This window comes from Streptomyces sp. NBC_00539 (assembly GCF_036346105.1).
Lineage (GTDB): Bacteria > Actinomycetota > Actinomycetes > Streptomycetales > Streptomycetaceae > Streptomyces.
Genome location: NZ_CP107811.1, coordinates 4,850,986 through 4,869,359 on the forward strand (window position 1 = coordinate 4,850,986; position 18,374 = coordinate 4,869,359).

Sequence of the window (18,374 nt, forward strand, 5' to 3'; positions counted from 1 at the left end):
GGGGTTCCCGTCAGTCCGATCGTCTCTCCGCGTCGGGCCGGTCCCTCAAGGGCGCTCCTTCGTCGCGTCGCTTCGCGATGGCCTTCGGCCACCCTTGACCGACCGGCCCGCCACGGATCAACGAAGACTGCCGGGAACCCCCCAAGAGAACGATCACCGGGCAGAGACCCGGAGGAGCGGCCACGTCAGCGATCCGAGGCGGGGTCCCCGCGCATCAGATCGCTACGCGCTCCTCCCGTCCCGGCGTCCGCAGACCGTCTGGGGCTGGACATAGGCTGCCAATTCGGGCATGTGGTGCGGGCGGTGGGCGTCTGCGGGCGGTGAAGGGCTCTTGTCGGAGTCTGATGCCGGATTTCTCCACCTCAGGCTCCGACAGGAGGCCGGGCGGCCCGCAGTCGCAGTCCGGGGCGGCTGGAGGGGGCCGTGGGCGGCCTATGTCCAGCCCAAGACGGTCCGGAGACGCTGGGACGGGGGGAGCGCGTAGCGATCTGGCGCGGTATCCAGGAGTGGGGCCCCTGCAGCTGTGAGGGGGATGGGCAGAAAGCAGGCACCGGCCCGTTCCTCTGGGGGTTTCCCGTCAGTCTTCGTTGATCCGTGGCGGGCCGGTCGGTCAAGGGTGGCCGAAGGCCATCGCGAAGCGACGCGAGCGCAGCGAGCGCCCTTGAGGGACCGGGCCGACGCGGAGAGACGATCGGACTGACGGGAAACCCCCATGCCGTCTCTGAGCCGGTCCGGTGAACACCCCGCCCCCGCAACCCCGCCCGGCGGGGCGAGCACCCCGGCCGAAACCCCGCTCCCGCCCCCCGCCTACGACGCGTTCAGGCCCTTTCCGGCGCCGTCAGGTCGATCAGGCGGCAGACCGTCTCGATGTCGATCTTGACCTGGGCGATCGAGGCGCGGCCCGAGAGCCAGGTGATCAGAGCCGAGTGCCAGGTGTGCTCGATCACCCGGACCGCCGAGAGCTGTTCCGCCGTCGGCGCGGACTCCAGGCCCATCGCGTCCAGGATGATCGCCGTCGTCAGTCGCGAGACCGTGTCGACCTCCGGGCTCACGCTGCGGTCCGCGAACGTCAGGGCGCGCACCATCGCGTCCGCCAAGTGCGGCTCCCGCTGCAGGGCCCGGAACGCGCGCATGAGGGTCTCCGCGACGCGGGCCGCCGGGTCCTCGGCCGCCGGGGGCCGTTTGCGCAGCGTCGTGTGCATGTGCTGGAGCTGGTCCTGCATGGTGGCCACCAGCAGGTGGACCTTGGAGGGGAAGTACCGGTACAGGGTGCCCAGCGCCACGCCCGCCGCCTCCGCGACCTCGCGCATCTGGACCGCGTCGAACCCGCCCCGGCCGGCCAGCTGCGCGCTGGCGTGCAGGATCCGCCGGCGGCGCGCCTCCTGGCGCTCCGTCAGGGGCGGGGACGCCGGTGTGGTCACGGCCTTCGCTTCCACTGTCATCTGTCCTGTTCCAAGGCGTTCCGTGTCGTTGGCGGGGCTGCTCGCGCCGGGTTCGCCCGTCAGCATGTCAGCCGCCGGAGCCGTGGCGTGAATCACCTGCTCCGCCTCTTACGGTGTGGTTTCCGGCCGGTAGATTCAATGCTCTTCGACGGATCAAGTCTGAAACTTGTTCTACATTATGCGAGCGGTTACGCTCCGGCGAAAGTGCAGGGAGAAGGGGGCCGAGAGTGACCGCAGAGGCCATGGTGACGAGCCCTTTCGCGGGTTCCGTCGCCGACGGCGACCGCCCGTTGCGCATCGCACTCCTCACCTACAAGGGGAACCCGTTCTGCGGTGGCCAGGGCGTCTACGTCCGGCACCTTTCGCGCGAGCTCGTACGGCTGGGCCATTCGGTGGAAGTCATCGGCGCGCAGCCCTACCCGGTGCTCGACACCGGCGCCACCCTCACCGAGCTGCCGAGCCTGGACCTCTACCGCAGCCCCGACCCGTTCCGCACTCCGGGACGCGAGGAGTACCGGGACTGGATCGACGCCCTTGAGGTCGCCACCATGTGGACCGGCGGCTTCCCCGAGCCCCTGACGTTCTCCCTGCGGGCCCGCCGCCATCTCGCCGCGCGCGCCGGGGACTTCGACGTCATCCACGACAACCAGACCCTCGGCTACGGCCTGTTGGGCGAGCTGGGCGCTCCTCTCGTCACCACGATCCACCACCCCATCACCGTGGACCGGAAGCTGGACCTGGCCGCCGCCAAGGACCGCAAGAAGCGCCTTTCCGTCCGCCGCTGGTACGGCTTCACCCGCATGCAGGGCCGCGTGGCCCGCCGCCTGCCGTCGGTGCTGACCGTCTCCGGCTCCTCCCGGCAGGAGATCGCAGAGCACCTCGGTGTGCGCGACGAGCGCATCCACGTCGTCCACATCGGCGCCGACACCGACCTGTGGTCGCCCGACGCCTCGGTGGCGGAGGTGCCCGGGCGGATCGTGACGACCTCCAGCGCCGACGTGCCGCTCAAGGGGCTCGTCCACCTCGTCGAGGCGCTCGCCAAGCTGCGCACCGAACGACCCGACGCCCACCTGGTCGTCGTCGGCAAACGCGCCGAGAAGGGCCCGGTCGCCCGCGCGATCGAGACGTACGGGCTCCAGGACGCCGTGCGGTTCGTGAAGGGCATCACCGACGCCGAACTCGTGGACCTGGTGCGCAGTGCGCAGGTCGCCTGCGTGCCCTCCCTCTACGAGGGCTTCTCGCTGCCGGCCGCCGAGGCCATGGCCACCGGTACGCCGCTCGTCGCCACCACCGGCGGGGCGATCCCCGAGGTCGCCGGCCCCGATGGGGAGACCTGCCTCGCCGTGCCGCCCGGCGACGCGGGGGCACTGGCCGCCGCGCTGGGCCGGCTGCTGGGTGACGAGCGGCTGCGCGCCCGCCTCGGCGCCGCCGGACGCGAGAGAGTCCTGGCCCGGTTCACCTGGGCGAAGGCCGCCGAGGGGACCGTGGTCCACTACCGGGCCGCCATCGAGCAGGCCCGTTCCCGTCGCTCGCGCTGACACCGTTTCGACCCACCACCCGTACACCCCCGCGACCCGCGAAGGCAGGACCCCGTGCTGACCGTCGATTTCTCCCGGTTCCCGCTCGCCGCAGGCGACCGTGTGCTCGACCTGGGCTGCGGCGCAGGCCGGCACGCCTTCGAGTGCTACCGGCGCGGCGCCCAGGTGGTCGCCGTGGACCGCAACGGCGAAGAGATCCGCGAAGTCGCCAAGTGGTTCGCCGCCATGAAGGAGGCCGGCGAGGCGCCCGCGGGCGCCACCGCCACCGCCATGGAGGGCGACGCGCTGGCCCTGCCCTTCCCGGACGAGTCCTTCGACGTCGTCATCATCTCCGAGGTGATGGAGCACATCCCCGACGACAAGGGCGTCCTCGCCGAGATGGTGCGCGTGCTCAAGCCCGGCGGCCGCATCGCGGTCACCGTGCCGCGCTACGGCCCCGAGAAGATCTGCTGGGCGCTCTCCGACGCCTACCACGAGGTCGAGGGCGGCCACATCCGCATCTACAAGGCGGACGAGCTGCTCGGGAAGATGGAGGCCGCGGGCCTCAAGCCGTACGGCACGCACCACGCGCACGGCCTGCACTCCCCGTACTGGTGGCTCAAGTGCGCGTTCGGCGTCGACAACGACAAGGCGCTGCCGGTGAAGGCGTACCACAAGCTCCTGGTCTGGGACATCATGAAGAAGCCGCTGGCGACGCGCCTCGCCGAGCAGGCCCTCAACCCGGTCATCGGCAAGAGCTTCGTGGCGTACGCGACCAAGCCGCACCTCCCCCTCGGCGCGGCGCAGTGAGCACTCCCGGACGCACCGAACACCTGGTCCTGGACGGCGTGCTGACCGCCGAGCAGGCGGCGGGCACGGTGGCGGGGATCCTCGCGGCGCAGCGCGCCGACGGGGCGATCCCGTGGTTCCGCGGCCACCACCTGGACCCGTGGGACCACACCGAGGCCGCGATGGCGCTGGACGCGGCCGGGGAGCACCGGGCCGCGGAGCGGGCGTACGAGTGGCTGGCGCGGCACCAGAACGAGGACGGCTCCTGGTACGCGGCCTACGCCGACCGGCCGGACGGGGTGGACACCGCCGAGCCGCAGGACGCGAGCCGGGAGACCAACTTCGTCGCGTACATAGCGGTCGGGGTCTGGCACCACTACCTGGCCACGGGCGACGACCCGTTCCTGGACCGCATGTGGCCGGCGGTGTACTCGGCCGTGGAGTTCGTACTGGCGCTGCAGCAGCCGGGCGGCGAGATCGGCTGGAAGCGGGAGGCGGACGGCACGCCCGTCGGTGACGCGCTGCTGACGGGTTCCTCCTCCATCCACCAGGCGCTGCGGTGCGCGCTGGCCATCGCCGACCACCGCGGGGACCCGCAGCCGGACTGGGAGCTGGCGGCGGGCGCGCTGGGGCACGCGATACGGCGGCACCCGGAGCGGTTCCTGGACAAGTCGCAGTACTCGATGGACTGGTACTACCCGGTACTGGGCGGCGCCGTCACCGGCGCCGAGGCGAGGGCGCGCATCGAGGAGCGGTGGGACGAGTTCGTGGTCCCCGGGCTGGGCGTGCGGTGCGTGCTGCCGAACCCGTGGGTGACGGGCGGGGAGTCCTGCGAGCTGGCGCTCGCGCTGTGGGCGATCGGGGAGTCGGACCGGGCGCTGGAGATCCTGCGCTCGATCGGGCACCTGCGCGCCGACAACGGCATGTACTGGACGGGCTACGTGTTCCAGGACGAGGCGGTCTGGCCGGTCGAGCAGACGACCTGGACGGCGGGCTCGCTGCTGCTGGCCGTCGCCGCGCTCGGCGGCGACGAGGCGACGGGCGAGGTCTTCGGCGGCCTCTCGCTGCCCGCCGGTCTCGAACCGGACTGCTGCGGCCGGGAACAGGACCAGACCCCGGCCGGCTGAGGGGCCTCGGGCAGGTAAGGGCCGGGTGGTAAGGGCCGGGTAGCAGCTGCGCCCCTATACGCCCGGGTCCTTATACTTCGGCGCATGCAGTCCGTGACGATCAGACGCGCCCTCGCCCAGGACGCGGAGCGCCTCACCGCGCTGGTCCAGGAGTCCGGGGCCTACTCGGGTGCGTACGCCTCGATCATCTCCGGCTACCGGGTCACGGCCGACTACATCGCCCGGCACGAGGTCTTCGTGGCCGTCGGCCCGGACGGGCGGGTGCTCGGCTTCTACGCCCTCGTCCTGGACCCGCCGGAGCTGGACCTGGCGTTCGTGGCGGACGAGGCGCAGGGCGCGGGCGTCGGACGGCTCCTGGTGCAGCACATGAAGGGACGTGCCCGGGAGGCCGGTCTGTCCGGCGTGCGGGTCGTGGCGCATCCCCCGGCGGAGGAGTTCTACCGGCGCCTGGGGGCGCGGCGGGTGGGCGTGGTGCCACCGACGCCGCCGAGGATCGGCTGGGAGCGCCCGGAGCTGTGGTTCGACACGGGCGCCGGAACGCCGGCGGCCGCCACTTCGGACGTGGCGGCGGCCGGGGGAGGGTCCCGGGGTCAGCGGCGGTAGAGCCAGCCCGAGACGACGTGACCGATGAAGAGGTAGACCACCGCCGCCAGGCCGTAGCCGACCACCACCTGGACCCACTCGCGGTCGAAGGTGAACAGGTCGTACGACCAGCCGGCGAGCCAGGTCGCGGCGTCGTGGACGAAGTCGACGAACGCGTTACCCCGGTTGGCGTCCAGCAGGTAGAGCAGGATCCACAGGCCGATCACGAAAGCCAGCACGTCGGCCAGGACGGCGACGGCCCGGCCCAGGCCGCTACCTCGGGCAGGTGCTCTGGTGTATGTCCGCATGTCCCGCGTCTTGCCGCCGCGGGGCGCGACAAACCCCGAACGGGTCCCCCGAGTAGCGCAGTCGCGCGGTCCGGGCGAGGCTGCGGAGGACACCTCAGTCCCCGGAGGCAACCGTGTCCCACCCCACCACTTCCGTCCGAATCCGCCGCGCCCTGACGGCGGCCCTGCTGTCCTGCGCGCTCTTGGCCGGTGCGACCGCCTGTGGTTCCGGCGGTGGCTCCGGCACGGTCACCGCGAGCCAGAACGACGACGTCTCGGTCGCCGTGGCCGCCTTCGCGGAGGCCGAGGGAGCAGCCGCGGCAGCCGACGCCCGGGCCGCCGCCGCCGAGCCGACGCCCAGTACCTCCGCCGAGCGGCAGAAGTTCGCCAAGACCCGCTTCGTCGCCAACGCCGGTCTCGCGGCCGGGGCGACCTACCAGTGGATCATCAAGCCCTACAAGGCGGGCAAGTTCAAGAAGGGCGCCAAGGGGCGCACGTTCGCGCTCGTCAAGGCCGGCCTGGCCGGTGCCTTCGCCTACAACCGGCTCAAGGCGGCCGTCAACAACGCCAAGGGCGACCCGCTGCTGTCGAAGGCGGTGGCCCCGCTCACCGCGGGCATCGAGTCCCTCAAGGGCCTCGGTTCCAAGCTCCGCAAGGGCGACGCGAACGACGCGGACGTCACCAACTTCCAGAACGTGATCGGCGGCGTCAAGGACGCGGGCCAGAGCGCCGGAGCCCCCGTCCAGGACCAGGTCCCGAGCCTGTCCCAGCTGCGCGGCTAGGGCGTCCCTTCCGGATCCCGCCGTAGGCGGCGCCCCGGCGGGCGGGGGCAACAGCCCCGGCCCGCCCCGGCGTCGCTCTGTCACACCCCCCTCGTAGAGTCGGGAGGGTGAACCGAGACGACGCCCCCCACCCGACGGACGCAACCGGACTGCTCCGGGACGTACACGCCCGGCTGCTCCCCGTGGACGCGTTCACCCCCGAGCTCGCCGGGGCCATGCGCTACGCGCGCGTGGTCGCCGACGGGCTCGTCTTCGCGTACGCCCTGGACGGTCCCACCAGCGTGCGGATCCTCACCGACCACGACGTGGAGCGCGTCGGTCTCCAGGAGCTGGGGCGGGCGGGGTACGCCAACCTGATGCGCGTACCCGTCGAGTACGCGCAAGTGCCCGGACGGGAAGGGGCCCGGCTGCACTCCGTGTACGGAGACTCCCACTTCGTCGCCAGCAAGGCGCTGTTCCTGTCCGAAGTGGCCCGGCAGGTCACCGGCGAGCCACTCCCGGACGCCGGCGCCCTCGTCGTCCTGCCCAGCCGGCACAACCTCGTGTACCACCCGATCGGCGACGGATCGGTGGTCGACGCGCTCAACACCCTCGCCGAGTACGCGTGGGGGGCCCACGCCGACGGGCCGGGCGAGCTGTCGCCGCGGGTCTACTGGTGGCACGAGGGCGGACTCACGTCGCTCACCGTCATCGACGAGGACACCCGCACCCTCTCCGTCCAGCCGCCGCCGCGACTGCTGGGCCTGATGAAGGGCCTGGTCCGTCTGGACCGCGCGGGCCGGCTCGCCACCCCCGCCACGGCCGACGCCCCCGACGTCGACCAACTCACTTGCGCCACCGCCGAGTCGTTGGGCCGTCTCGCCGAGGACCCGGCAGGGCTGGGCGACGCCTTCGGCTCCGCCCTCGCGCTCGCCCACGCCCACTGCGCCGCCGATCCCGACGCGTCGTGGATCGACACCTGGGACGCCTGGGCCACCGCCGTGCAGCTCGGCTCGGCGCTGTTCGCCGGCGCGCAGCCGCAGGAGTGCCGGCTGGGCGAGGACCTCGTCAGGGAGCTGCCCGAGACGCCCGCCGAACCGCCCGCGGACGTCCGCGCCTGGCTCGACGCCCTGTACCTCGCGATCGTGTGCCGCCAGCACGAGCGGATCGGCCGGCTGTGCCAGGTGCCCATGGCGAGGCTGCGCGAGGACGACTCGGTGGACGAGTACGTCCTGCACTGGGCGGACACGCTGCGGACCTACTTCTCCCGAGGGCCCATGGACGACGTCGTGGACAAGCTGCTCGCCACGATGGAGGCGTCCCTGCCCGAAGCGCTGGCGCACGCGCCGAAGGACTTCGTGAACCGGGTGGACTACCAGCCGGTCGCCCTCTTCCACCGCCTCGTCGCGGGTGACCCGGAGGCCTTCGCCGCGGCGCTGGCCGAGGCCCTCTCGGAGCACGGCGGCTACTGGGGTGGGTCGGGGGCGCCGCGCGCCCGGCTGGCGCTGGGGCCGCTCGCGATGGCGAGCCTCGCCTACGACCGGGGGTTCCCGGTCGATCCGAAGCAGCCGTACTTGCCGGCCTGCCTGCTCAACCGGGAACGGATAGAGACCATCCCCGACGCCGGGGTGCCCGCGTAGGCCCTGTCCGGGGCCGCGCCGCGCCTCCCGCCCGGCGGTCCCGCGAGCCGCTCGCGGAGGGGACCCGTTGCGGACGGGAGCCACGCGGCCGGACCGCTCTTAGGATGAGCGGATGTTCGGATTCCTCTTCCTTGCCGTCGTCGCCGCCGTGACCGGGTGGCTGGTCCGGCGCGCGCAGCGCCGGCGGGCGGTGGCCGGCTCCCCCGCCGGCCTCCCCTGCATGGCCCGCCACCCGGCCGGCCGGGGACGCTGGCGGTCCGGCCGGGTGTACGTCGACCAGGGCGCGGCGCGCTGGCGCCCGCGCCGGGGTCCGGCCGTCGACCTGACCGGTGCCCGCGCCACCGCCGTGCGGCCGCCCTCGGTACGGGAGGGCCTGTCCATCAACCCCGGCTCCCGCATCGTCACCTGCACCCCCGCGGCCGGCCCGGCCATCGAGATCGCCGTGATGCCGCTGGACCTTCGGGAGCTGCTGGCCGCGGTACCGGAGGCCTAGGTGTTGAGTTCCGCGAGGACGCGCAGGGTGTGTGGGTCGGGGGCGGTGAGGAGGAGGTCGGTGACCGGGCCCTTGCGCCAGAGGTCGAGGCGCTCCGCGATCCGCTCGCGCGGCCCGATCAGGGAGATCTCGTCCGCGAACGCGTCGGGGACCGCGAGCACCGCCTCCTCCTTGCGCCCGGCGAGGAACAGGTCCTGGATGCGGCGGGCTTCCTCCTCGTAGCCCATCCGGGCCATCAGGTCGGCGTGGAAATTGCGGGCCGCGTGGCCCATGCCCCCGATGTAGAAGCCGAGCATCGCCTTCACCGGGAGCAGCCCTTCCGCGACGTCGTCGCAGACCTTGGCGCGGGCCATCGGCGCGATCATGAAGCTCTCGGGGAGCGCCGTCAGGGAAGCCCGGTAGACGTCGGTGCGGGTCGGCGACCAGTACAGGGGGAGCCAGCCGTCCGCGATCCGGGTCGTCTGGGCGATGTTTTTCGGACCCTCCGCACCGAGCAGGACGGGCAGGTCCGCGCGCAGCGGGTGGGTGATCGGCTTGAGGGCCTTGCCGGTGCCCGTGCCGTCGGGCCCGCGGTACGGGTGGCTGTGGAAGCGGCCGTCGAGGGCGACGGGCGCCTCGCGGCGCAGCACCTGGCGGACGACGTTCACGTACTCCCGGGTGGCGGTGAGCGGGCTCGCGGGGAACGGGCGCCCGTACCAGCCCTCCACCACCTGCGGCCCCGACAGGCCGAGCCCCAGCATCATCCGGCCGCCCGAGAGGTGGTCCAGGGTCAGGGCGTGCATGGCGGTGGCGGTGGGGCTGCGGGCGGCCATCTGCGCCAGGGCGGTACCGAGCCGGATGCGGGAGGTGTGCGCGGCGATCCAGGTCAGCGGGGTAAAGGCGTCCGACCCCCAGGCCTCGGCCGTCCACACCGAGTCGTACCCGAGCCGCTCGGCCTCCGTCGCGAGGGCGAGGTGGTCCGGGCCGGGGCCGCGGCCCCAGTAGCCGAGTGCGAGTCCCAGGCGCATGTGCGGCCCCCCGTGAGTCCCCGGTGGGCCCCCGGCGGGCGCGCACCTGACGCTGCGTCAGGAGACTGTAGGCCAACGGCCCCCCGCCCGGAAGGGCGAGGGGCCGTCGGGAGGCGACCGGAGGCTATCCGCGCTGGATGCCGGAGGTGTCGTTCAGGACGCCGCGACGGCCGTCCTGGGTCTGGGCGATCAGGGTGGCTTCGCCGCGCTGCTCGACGGCCAGGTACCAGGTGCCGGGCGCGAGTTCGGCGATCGGGGTGTGCGAGCCGTCCTCCGGGAAGAGCGGCCGGGCCACCGGGACGGCGAACCAGAACGGGGAGAAGTCCGCCGCCGGGCCGGGGGCCGGGGTCTGGGCCGCGTCCTGCGGGCCGGGGGCGGGCGTCGGAGTGCCGCCGTACGGCGGGACGGGCTGCGGCGTGGACCCGTACGGCTGCTGCTGGGCGCCCGGGTAGCCGTACCCGGCGCCGGGCTGACCGCCGAAGGGCGGGACGGCGGCCGGACGCGGCTCGGGGACGAGCTGACCGGCCAGCGCGGGGATCTTCGGCCCGGCGACGGCCACACCGGCCAGCGCGAGGGCCGCGAGGAAGGACAGGATGCAGCCGGCGCCGAGGTCCGCCCTGGCCGGGCAGACGATCAGCGACCACAGGGCGTTCCAGGCGGCCGCGACGGCGAGCACCGTACCCCAGGCGGCCAGGGGCAGACCGAGGACCTTGCGGGACTCCGGCTGGAAGCGGGCGGAGATGAGCAGCCCCGCCGCGACGAAGCCGAGCAGGAAGATCGCGGGCAGGGCCAGGCCGCTGTAGTCGGTGTTCCACACGCTCGGCATGTCGGCGCCGGTGACGGAGTAGAAATCGAGGAACGAGGCGATGAACAGCAGCACCGCTGCTCCGATCACCACGCCGTCGCCTCGAGTGAGGGAGCGGATGTTCACGTCTTAGGTGTCCTTCTCGGTCTCGGTCGTCTCGTGGTGCCGCGGTCGCAGATCAGAGCTGGAGCGGGGCGGGCGGCACCATGGTACGGAGGTTTCCCGTGGCCGAGAGGGCCGGGGCGGCGGGTGGCCCCGGAGGGGGACTACCCGCCCAGGAAGCCGACGATACCGTCCGCGATGCCCTGCGCTGCTTTCTGGCGCCACTGCGGATTCGTCAACTGCGCCGCGTCCTTGCTGTCACGCATGTTGCCGCATTCGATGAACACCTTGGGCCGGGTTGAGAGGTTCAGTCCGCCCAGATCGTCACGGATCACCAAACCGGTGCCGCCGCCGAGGTAGTTGGCCGGGCTCGATCCCGTCGTACGGGCGAAGTTCCTCGCGATGCGTTCGCCGAGGAGCCGGGAGGGTTCCACGATCTTGGCGGTGTCCGCCTTCCCGCCCTTGACCTCGGCGGGGAGGATCACGTGGTAGCCGCGGTTGCCCTCGGAGACGCCGTCCGCGTGGACCGAGACTACGGCGTCGGCCTTCGCCTCGTTGCCGATGCGGGCCCGCTCGTCGATGCAGGGACCCCAGGCGCGGTCCGTCTCGTGCGTGAACACCACCTTGAGGCCCTTGGCCTCCAGGAGGGTGCGCAGCCGACGGGACACGTCCATGGTGAAGTCGGCTTCCATGTAGCCCGAGTTGGTGGTGGTGCCGGTGGTGTCGCACTCCTTGCGGTTGGTGCCGATGTCCACCTCGCGGTCGATCTCGGTGGTGTGGTCGAAGTTGCCGGTGTTGTGGCCGGGGTCGACGACCACGGTCCGGCCGGCCAGTGGGCTCCCCGCGGGCGGCTGCGCGGAGGAGGCCGTGCCGGAGCGGCCGGCACCGGTGGGGGTGGCGCCGGCAGCGGTGTTCGGTTTGCCGTCCAGGCCGGTGGCGTGGGAGGCGGGCAGCGGGGCGGCGGCCGGGGGCGGCTGCCCGTCGTGCCCGGACCCGGTCAGCGCCTGGGTCAGCACCCAGGCCGCCAGGGCGGCCGGGACGAGGGACGCGGCCGCGATGGTGAGGGCGGACCGGCGCATGAACCAGCGCCGGTCCGGACTGATCGAAGAGGCGGATTCCGGGGGCGGGGGACTGTCGTCGTAGCGCACGTCGCGATGCTAGACCGGCCCCGCCCCGGGAGGCCGGAGCTGGGCCATCCGAGGGCGTGGTCTGTTTATATGCCCGAGAGTTGTATGCCCGAGGAGTTGTATGCCCGAGGGCCGCAACGGCCCGAGGTGCAAGGCGCCGCATCACGCCCGGGGCGGGGCGAGCAGGCGGCGGAGCCAGCGGGTGCGGGCGTCGCGGGCGTCCCGGGTGAGGGCCGCTCGCGGTGCCAAGGAGTCGAAGCCGTGGCAGGCACCGGGCCACACGTGCAGCTCGGCCCGGCCGCCGGCCTGCCATATCGCGTTCGCGTAGGCCACGCCCTCGTCCCGCAAGACCTCCGCCGATCCGACCTCGACGTAGGCCGCGGGAAGCCGGGAAAGGTCCGTGGCACGGGCCGGGGCCGCATAGGGCGGCAGGTCCGCGGCGCCGTAGCGGTCGCCCAGCGCCGCCTTCCACACCGTCTCGTTGGAGGCGGGGTCCCACACGTCGTGGCCGGCCGGCCGGTGACCGGAGAAGGTGCTGCCGCGGTCGTCCAGCATCGGGGACAGCAGCAGTTGCCCCAACGGGCGGGGCCCGGCACCGCCCCGGTCGCGGACCAGCAGGGCGAGGGCCGCGGCGAGCCCGGCGCCGGCGCTCTTGCCGCCGATGACGATGCGGTCCGCGTCGATGCCCAGTACGCCGGCGTGGCCGGCCGCCCAGACGAGCCCGGCGTAGCAGTCCTCCAGCGGTCCCGGGTACTGCGTCCGGGGCGCCAGCCGGTACTCGACCGAGATGACGGCCAGTTCCAGGGGGAGGACCCACTCGCGCAGGATCCGCGGCAGCACGGACCAGGCGTTGCCCATGACCAGGCCGCCCCCGTGCATGTAGTACAGCAGCGGCAGCGGCCGCCCGGCGAGCCCGGCCGGCCGCGCGCTGACGAGCGTGACCTCCGGGCCGTCCGGCGGTCCTGGCACCCGGAGTTCCGCCACCTCGAAACGCCCGTCTGCGCCCAGCTCCTCGACCGTCGGCCTGGGCCGCCGTGCGGCATCCCGCCGCTGCCGGTCCGCAAGGTTCGCCGGGGTGAGTGGCTCCGGCGCCCGCGACCCGTTCGCCGCCAGTGCGGCGCCCAGTTCGGGGTCGAGGGGCGGCGCGGCCCGCGGCGCCGGCCCACGGCGGCGCTCACCCGTGGCCGGGACGCTGCCGCGCCGGACGCCCTCCCCTGAACCCATACGGCACAGCCAACCACACCGCCGGGCGCTAGCGGAGCCGGACGGGGCGCCGCCCGCACGCTCAGGAACGGTGCACGGAGTTCAGGGCGGCGAGGTCGTCGCCGGACAGGCGCAGGGCGCCGGCGGCCACGTTGGCGTCGAGGTGGTGCGGGTCGCCGGTGCCGGGAATGGCCAGGACGTGCGCCCCTTGGTGCAGGGTCCAGGCCAGCCGGACCTGTGCCGGGCTCGCGCGGTGGGCGCGCGCGACGGCGGCCACCGCGGCGTCCTCCTCCACCCCGGTCCCGCCGATCGCACCGGCCGTGCGCCCGGGCCCGGCGATCGAGTAGAACGGCACGAACGCGACCCCCTGCTGCCCGCACTCCCGGACGAACTCCTCGTCCTCGGGGCGTACTCCGAGGCCGTACATGTTCTGCACGCACACCACGGGCGCGATGGCGCTGGCCTCCGCGAGGTGGTGGGGGCGGACGTTGGAGATGCCCAGGTGGCGGATGAGCCCGGCCTCGCGCAGGTCGGCCAGTGCGCCGAAGCGCTCGGCGATCGGATCGTCGCCGACGATGCGCAGGTTGACCACGTCGAGGTGGTCGCGGCCGAGCTGGCGCAGGTTCTCCTCGACCTGGCCGCGCAGCTGTCGCGCGGTGGCATGGGGGAGCCACTCGCCCGACGGGTCCCGGCCGGGTCCGACCTTGGTGGCGATGACGAGGTCGTCCGGGTAGGGGGCCAGGGCCCGGTTGATGAGTTCGTTGGCGGAGCGCAGCGGTGAGAAGTAGAACGCGGCGGTGTCGATGTGGTTCACCCCGAGTTCAACGGCCCGGCGCAGCACGGTGACGGCCTGCTCCCGGTCGCGGGGAACGGCGTCCGCCGCCAGCGCCTCGCCGCTCTGCGGCAAGCGCATGGCGCCGAAGCCGATCCGCCTGATCTCGGTGTCGCCGCCGAGGGTCCAGGTGCCGGCGGCAGCCGCCGCGACGCCGTCCGGGTTGGTGTCCGTGTTCGTGTACGTGGTCATGTCGGGGATGATCGCCAGGATGCGGGCTGCCGGGCCATTGGTTAAGGCATGTGTGAATCCTCGGCGCGGCTGCCGTCAGACGCCTTCGCCGGTACGCCGCAGGACGCGCAGCGAGTCCGTCACCGAGACCTCCTCGAAGGCGCCGGAGGCGAGCGCGCGCAGGTAGATCCGGTACGGGGCCTGGCCGCCGTCGGCCGGGTCCGGGAACACGTCGTGGATCACCAGGGTGCCGCCCACGGCCAGGTGCGGGGCCCAGCCCTCGTAGTCACCGTTCGCGTGCTCGTCGGTGTGGCCGCCGTCGATGAAGACGAAGCCCAGCGGGCCGCCCCAGGCCGCCGCCACCTGCGGGGACCGGCCGACGATCGCGATCACGTACTCCTCCAGACCGGCCTGGTGCAGGGTGCGGCGGAAGGTCGGCAGCGTGTCCATCAGCCCGATCTCGGGGTCCACCACCGTCGGGTCGTGGTACTCCCATCCGGGCTGCTGCTCCTCGCTGCCCCGGTGGTGGTCGACGGTCAGGACGGCCACGCCCGCCTCACGGGCGGCGTCCGCCAGCAGGAGGGTGGAGCGGCCGCAGTACGTGCCGACCTCCAGCAGCGGCAGACCGAGCGCGGCCGCCTCGGCCGCGGCGGCGTACAGGGCGAGCCCCTCGCCCACGGGCATGAACCCCTTGGCGGCCTCGAAGGCGGCGAGGGTCTCCGGCTTGGGGCTGGCCATGGTGGTTCCTCCTGCTGAGCGGGGTGCGCGTGGGCGGCCCATGGTGCCCTACCGCCCGGGAGGGCACCACGCCCGGGGGGCCTCGGCCCGCGGTACGGCTCGCACGGGGGGAGGCCCGGGCGGTGGAGGCGGGCCTTCGTCGTGTCCGGCGCCGGACGGCGGGTCCGGGCGGAACGGATGGCGATCTGACCTTCCGTCAGAATGGAACGTGTTCTAGCCTGCCGCGCATGGGCATCGGAATCACGCAAGAGCAAAGGGAGTTGGCCGACGCCGTGCGCGGCCGGCTCGCGCGGGCCGTGCCGGCCGAGGAAGTGCGCAAGCTGCTCGACACCCCGCCGCAGACCGGCGCGCGGCCCGCGTACTGGGACGACCTCGCCGATTCGGGGCTGCTGTTCCCGCTCCTGGAGGGCGGGACCCTGCTCGACCTCGCCGTCGTCGTGGAGGAGGCCGCCCGGGCTGCGCTGCCCGGGGCCTACCTGCCGAGCGCGCTGGCCTCCGTACTCCTGGCGCGGGCCGGGGCGCAGCCGCTCGGCGGGCGGGTGGGGGCCGTCGCGCTCGGGCCCGGGACCATGACCGCCGTCGCCGTCGAGGGGGGCGGCCACCTGCTGGAGGGTCTCGCTCCGCCCGTGCTCGGCGCCGGGGAGGCGGAGCTGGTGCTGCTGGCCGCCGAGGCCGACCCGGGGACGCTCTGGTTCGCGGTCGACGCCGCCTCCCTGGACGTGCGCACCCATGACAGCGCCGACCCGACCCGGCCCAGCGCCGAGGTGCGGGCGCGCGCGGTCGCCGTTCCCGCCGGGCGGCTGCTGGAGCTGGACTCCGATCTGGTGCGGGACGCGGCCTGCGCGCTGTTCGCCGCCGACGCCTGCGGAACCGCCGCCTGGGCCGTGCACACCGCCGCCGAGTACGCGAAGGTGCGCGAGCAGTTCGGCCGGCCCATCGGGCGGTTCCAGGGCGTCAAGCACCTGTGCGCCGACATGCTGGTCCGGCTGGAACAGGCGCGGGCGCTGGCCTGGGACGCCGCCCAGGTGCTGGAGGAACCGGACGGGGTGCGCTCGCTGGTGACCGCCCTCGCGGCCGCGACCGCCATGGACGCCGCCTACTCCTGCGCCAAGGACTGCATCCAGGTGCTCGGCGGGATCGGCTTCACCTGGGAGCACGACGCGCACGTCTTCCTGCGCCGGGCGGTCGTGGCCCGCCAGTTGCTCGGCCCCGGCGACGCGCACCGGATACGGGCCGCGGGGTACGCGGCGGCCGGCGCGCGGCGGGAGCTGCACCTGGAGCTCCCGGCGGAGGCGGACGCGTACCGCACCAAGGCCCGCGGCGCGATCCGGGAGGCGAGGGGTCTCGATCCGGCCGCCGCACGCAAGGTCCTGGCGCCGACCGGCTACGCGGCCCCGTACCTGCCGCCGCCGTACGGGCGGGGCGCCGGGCCCGTCGAACAGCTGGTGGTGCAGCAGGAACTGGCGGCGGCCGGGGTCAAGCTCGCCGACCTCGGGATCGCCACCTGGGTCGTGCCCTCGCTGCTCGCCCACGGGACCCCGCGGCAGCAGGAGAGGTACCTGATGCCGACCCTGCGCGGGGACGTCACCTGGTGCCAGCTCTTCTCGGAGCCGGGCGCGGGCTCCGACCTGGCCTCGCTGCGGACGAAGGCGGAGCCGGCGGCGGAGGGGGGCGGCTGGATCGTCAACGGACAGAAGGTGTGGACGAGTTCCGCACACCACGCCGACTTCGGGATCCTCCTCGCCCGGACCGACCCGCAGGCGCCCAAGCACAAGGGCCTCGGCTACTTCGTGGTCGACATGCGCACGCCCGGCATCGACATCCGGCCGCTGAAGGAGATCACCGGGGAGTCACTGTTCAACGAGGTCTACTTCGACGAGGTCGCGCTGCCCGCCGACGCGCTGGTCGGGGCGGCCGACGAGGGCTGGAAGGTGGCCCGCAACACCCTCGGCAACGAGCGCGTGCACATGGCCGACCAGATGGCCTTCGACACGGGGCTCGAAGCGCTGATCGCGGCCTGCGCCGCCGGGCCGGACGACACGTACCGGGCGCGGGTCGGCGCGCTGGCCGCCGAGGCGCACGCACTGGCCTGCATCGGCCTGCGCACCACGCTGCGGCAGGTGTCGGGGCTGGAGCCGGGCGCGGGTGCCTCCGTACGCAAACTCCTCCAGACCCCGCACCAGCAGCGGCTGGCGGAGCTGGCGCTGGAACTGCTGGGGCCGGTGGGCGCGGTGCGGGAGGGGGCGGGCGAGCGGGCGGTGCACGGGATGCTCATGTCGCGCTGCCTGACCATCGCCGGCGGCACCACACAGGTCCAGCTGAACGTCGTCGCCGAGCGGATCCTCGGCCTTCCCAGGGACTGAATGAGGAGTGGCAGTGGCACGGATGAAGTCGTACATCGTGGGCGTCGGCATGACGAAGTTCGAGAAGCCGGAGTCGCGGGAGTGGCAGTACTGGGACATGGCGAAGGAGGCGGGCGGCGCGGCGCTGGCGGACGCGGGGATCGGGTACGAGCTGGTGGAGCAGGTGCCGGTGGGGTACTGCTTCCAGGCGTCGACGGCCGGTCAGCGGGCGGTGTACGAGCTCGGGCTGAGCGGGGTGCCGGTCTACAACGTGAACAACAACTGCGCGACCGGCTCGACGGCGTTGATGATGGCGCGGCAGTTCGTGGAGGGCGGCCTGAGCGACTGCGTGCTGGCGCTGGGCTTCGAGAAGATGAAGAGGGGCGCGCTGGGCGGCGGCGCGGACGGCGGTGACTTCAAGGTCTCGCCGGTCGCCCGGCACTACGGGATCATGGCCGCCGGGCACGGCTTCGAGATGTCGCCGCCGACCGCGCAGATCTTCGGGAACGCGGCGCGCGAGCACATGGAGCGGTACGGGACGACGGCCGCGCAACTGGCGGCGGTGGCGGCGAAGAACCACCGGCATTCGGCGAACAACCCGAACGCGCAGTTCCGGGACGTGTACGAGGTCGAGGAGATCCTCGCGGCGAAGACCATCCACGATCCGCTGACGAAGTTGCAGTGCTCGCCGACCTCGGACGGCGCCGCGGCGGCGGTGGTGGTGTCGGAGCGGTTCATGGTCGCGCACGGGCTGCACGGCAAGGCGGTGGAGATCGTGGCGCAGGCGATGGCGACGGACACGGAGGCGTCGTTCGCGTCGGGCTCGTGCATCGACGTGGTCGGGAAGCCGATGTCGGCGGCGGCGGGGCGGGCGGTGTTCGAGGCGTCGGGGCTGGGCGTCGGGGACGTGGACGTGATCGAGCTGCACGACTGCTTCTCCATCAACGAGTTGCTGACGTACGAGGCGCTCGGGATGTGCGGCGAGGGCGGGGCCGGGGAACTGGTGGAGAGCGGGGCCACGACGTACGGGGGACGGTGGGTGGTCAACCCGTCCGGAGGCCTGATCTCCAAGGGGCACCCGCTGGGGGCGACGGGGCTGGCGCAGGCGGCGGAGCTGGTGTGGCAGCTGCGGGGCGAGGCGGGCGGCCGGCAGGTTCCGGGGGCGGGGGTGGGGCTGGCGCACAACATCGGGCTGGGCGGGGCGGCGGTGGTGACGCTGCTGCGGCGGTAGCGGCAGCGGAGGCCGTAATGGGAGCCGGAGCCGTAGGGAGGCCTTAGCGGAAGCCGCCCCTCTTGTTTGTCACGGTCACGACACAAGGGTTTCTTGAATATGTTCAAAACCCTGTGGGCCGTGCCTACCCTGTCGCATCGCCGCCCTCCAGTTCCGGTGTTCCGGGGCGGCCGACAGG

The 18,374-nt window shown here is 73.4% G+C and carries 17 protein-coding genes; 9 read left to right on the forward strand and 8 right to left on the reverse strand.

Features of this window, described 5'->3' with window-relative positions:
• Positions 1 to 818 precede the first annotated feature (818 nt).
• The gene (locus tag OG861_RS21760; RefSeq protein ID WP_190182302.1) at positions 819 to 1,442 is read right to left on the reverse strand and encodes a TetR family transcriptional regulator; all 624 of its coding nucleotides are present in this window, start codon (positions 1,440 to 1,442) and stop codon (positions 819 to 821) included.
• A gap of 227 nt (positions 1,443 to 1,669) precedes the next feature.
• Between OG861_RS21760 and OG861_RS21765 the strand changes: the two genes are divergently transcribed.
• The 4 genes from OG861_RS21765 (at position 1,670) to OG861_RS21780 (ending at position 5,478) form a co-directional block, all read left to right on the forward strand.
• Positions 1,670 to 2,980, forward strand: coding sequence for a glycosyltransferase family 4 protein (locus OG861_RS21765; RefSeq protein WP_329194880.1), 1,311 nt, complete (start codon positions 1,670 to 1,672; stop codon positions 2,978 to 2,980).
• A gap of 54 nt (positions 2,981 to 3,034) precedes the next feature.
• A complete protein-coding gene (locus OG861_RS21770) occupies positions 3,035 to 3,769 on the forward strand; it encodes a class I SAM-dependent methyltransferase (protein ID WP_329194879.1) in 735 nt (244 codons plus the stop codon).
• Positions 3,766 to 4,875 (forward strand): prenyltransferase/squalene oxidase repeat-containing protein, encoded by a 1,110-nt coding sequence (locus tag OG861_RS21775; RefSeq protein WP_329194877.1) that lies wholly within the window; start codon positions 3,766 to 3,768, stop codon positions 4,873 to 4,875. Before OG861_RS21770 ends, OG861_RS21775 begins: the two co-directional genes overlap by 4 nt.
• A gap of 84 nt (positions 4,876 to 4,959) precedes the next feature.
• Positions 4,960 to 5,478 (forward strand): GNAT family N-acetyltransferase, encoded by a 519-nt coding sequence (locus OG861_RS21780; protein ID WP_329194875.1) that lies wholly within the window; start codon positions 4,960 to 4,962, stop codon positions 5,476 to 5,478.
• Here the strand turns inward: OG861_RS21780 and OG861_RS21785 are convergent.
• Positions 5,466 to 5,765 carry a hypothetical protein gene (locus OG861_RS21785; protein ID WP_329194873.1) on the reverse strand — a complete coding sequence of 100 codons (300 nt, stop codon included), beginning with the start codon at positions 5,763 to 5,765 and terminating at the stop codon, positions 5,466 to 5,468. The two genes, OG861_RS21780 and OG861_RS21785, sit on opposite strands and share 13 nt — an antisense overlap.
• Positions 5,766 to 5,878: 113 nt before the next feature.
• Between OG861_RS21785 and OG861_RS21790 the strand changes: the two genes are divergently transcribed.
• The 3 genes from OG861_RS21790 to OG861_RS21800 all read left to right on the forward strand — a co-directional run bounded on the left by OG861_RS21790 (position 5,879) and on the right by OG861_RS21800 (position 8,638).
• Positions 5,879 to 6,526 (forward strand): hypothetical protein, encoded by a 648-nt coding sequence (locus tag OG861_RS21790; RefSeq protein ID WP_329194872.1) that lies wholly within the window; start codon positions 5,879 to 5,881, stop codon positions 6,524 to 6,526.
• Between the two features lie 107 nt (positions 6,527 to 6,633).
• Entirely contained in the window at positions 6,634 to 8,145 is a 1,512-nt protein-coding gene (locus OG861_RS21795) for an immunity 49 family protein (protein WP_329194871.1), read from the forward strand.
• A gap of 112 nt (positions 8,146 to 8,257) precedes the next feature.
• Positions 8,258 to 8,638, forward strand: coding sequence for a hypothetical protein (locus OG861_RS21800; protein WP_329194869.1), 381 nt, complete (start codon positions 8,258 to 8,260; stop codon positions 8,636 to 8,638).
• Here OG861_RS21800 and OG861_RS21805 read toward each other — a convergent pair.
• The 6 genes from OG861_RS21805 to OG861_RS21830 form a co-directional block, all read right to left on the reverse strand.
• Positions 8,635 to 9,645, reverse strand: a complete 1,011-nt coding sequence (locus tag OG861_RS21805; RefSeq protein ID WP_329194866.1) for an LLM class F420-dependent oxidoreductase — start codon at positions 9,643 to 9,645, stop codon at positions 8,635 to 8,637. The genes OG861_RS21800 and OG861_RS21805 overlap by 4 nt on opposite strands.
• A 124-nt stretch (positions 9,646 to 9,769) precedes the next feature.
• Entirely contained in the window at positions 9,770 to 10,576 is an 807-nt protein-coding gene (locus OG861_RS21810; protein ID WP_329194865.1) for a hypothetical protein, read from the reverse strand.
• 140 nt (positions 10,577 to 10,716) lie between these two features.
• Positions 10,717 to 11,700 (reverse strand): N-acetylmuramoyl-L-alanine amidase, encoded by a 984-nt coding sequence (locus OG861_RS21815; protein ID WP_329194864.1) that lies wholly within the window; start codon positions 11,698 to 11,700, stop codon positions 10,717 to 10,719.
• A gap of 141 nt (positions 11,701 to 11,841) precedes the next feature.
• Positions 11,842 to 12,903, reverse strand: coding sequence for an alpha/beta hydrolase fold domain-containing protein (locus OG861_RS21820; protein WP_329194862.1), 1,062 nt, complete (start codon positions 12,901 to 12,903; stop codon positions 11,842 to 11,844).
• A 61-nt stretch (positions 12,904 to 12,964) separates the two neighbouring features.
• Complete coding sequence (locus tag OG861_RS21825) at positions 12,965 to 13,906, reverse strand: aldo/keto reductase (protein ID WP_329194860.1); 942 nt, start codon at positions 13,904 to 13,906, stop codon at positions 12,965 to 12,967.
• 75 nt (positions 13,907 to 13,981) lie between these two features.
• Positions 13,982 to 14,623, reverse strand: coding sequence for a class I SAM-dependent methyltransferase (locus tag OG861_RS21830; protein WP_329194858.1), 642 nt, complete (start codon positions 14,621 to 14,623; stop codon positions 13,982 to 13,984).
• 227 nt (positions 14,624 to 14,850) lie between these two features.
• Here OG861_RS21830 and OG861_RS21835 point away from each other — a divergent pair, with 227 nt between their 5' ends.
• Both OG861_RS21835 and OG861_RS21840 read left to right on the forward strand, forming a co-directional pair.
• Positions 14,851 to 16,986, forward strand: a complete 2,136-nt coding sequence (locus OG861_RS21835) for an acyl-CoA dehydrogenase family protein (RefSeq protein WP_329194856.1) — start codon at positions 14,851 to 14,853, stop codon at positions 16,984 to 16,986.
• A gap of 22 nt (positions 16,987 to 17,008) precedes the next feature.
• Positions 17,009 to 18,196, forward strand: a complete 1,188-nt coding sequence (locus OG861_RS21840; protein ID WP_329202154.1) for a thiolase C-terminal domain-containing protein — start codon at positions 17,009 to 17,011, stop codon at positions 18,194 to 18,196.
• Positions 18,197 to 18,374: the final 178 nt, after the last annotated feature.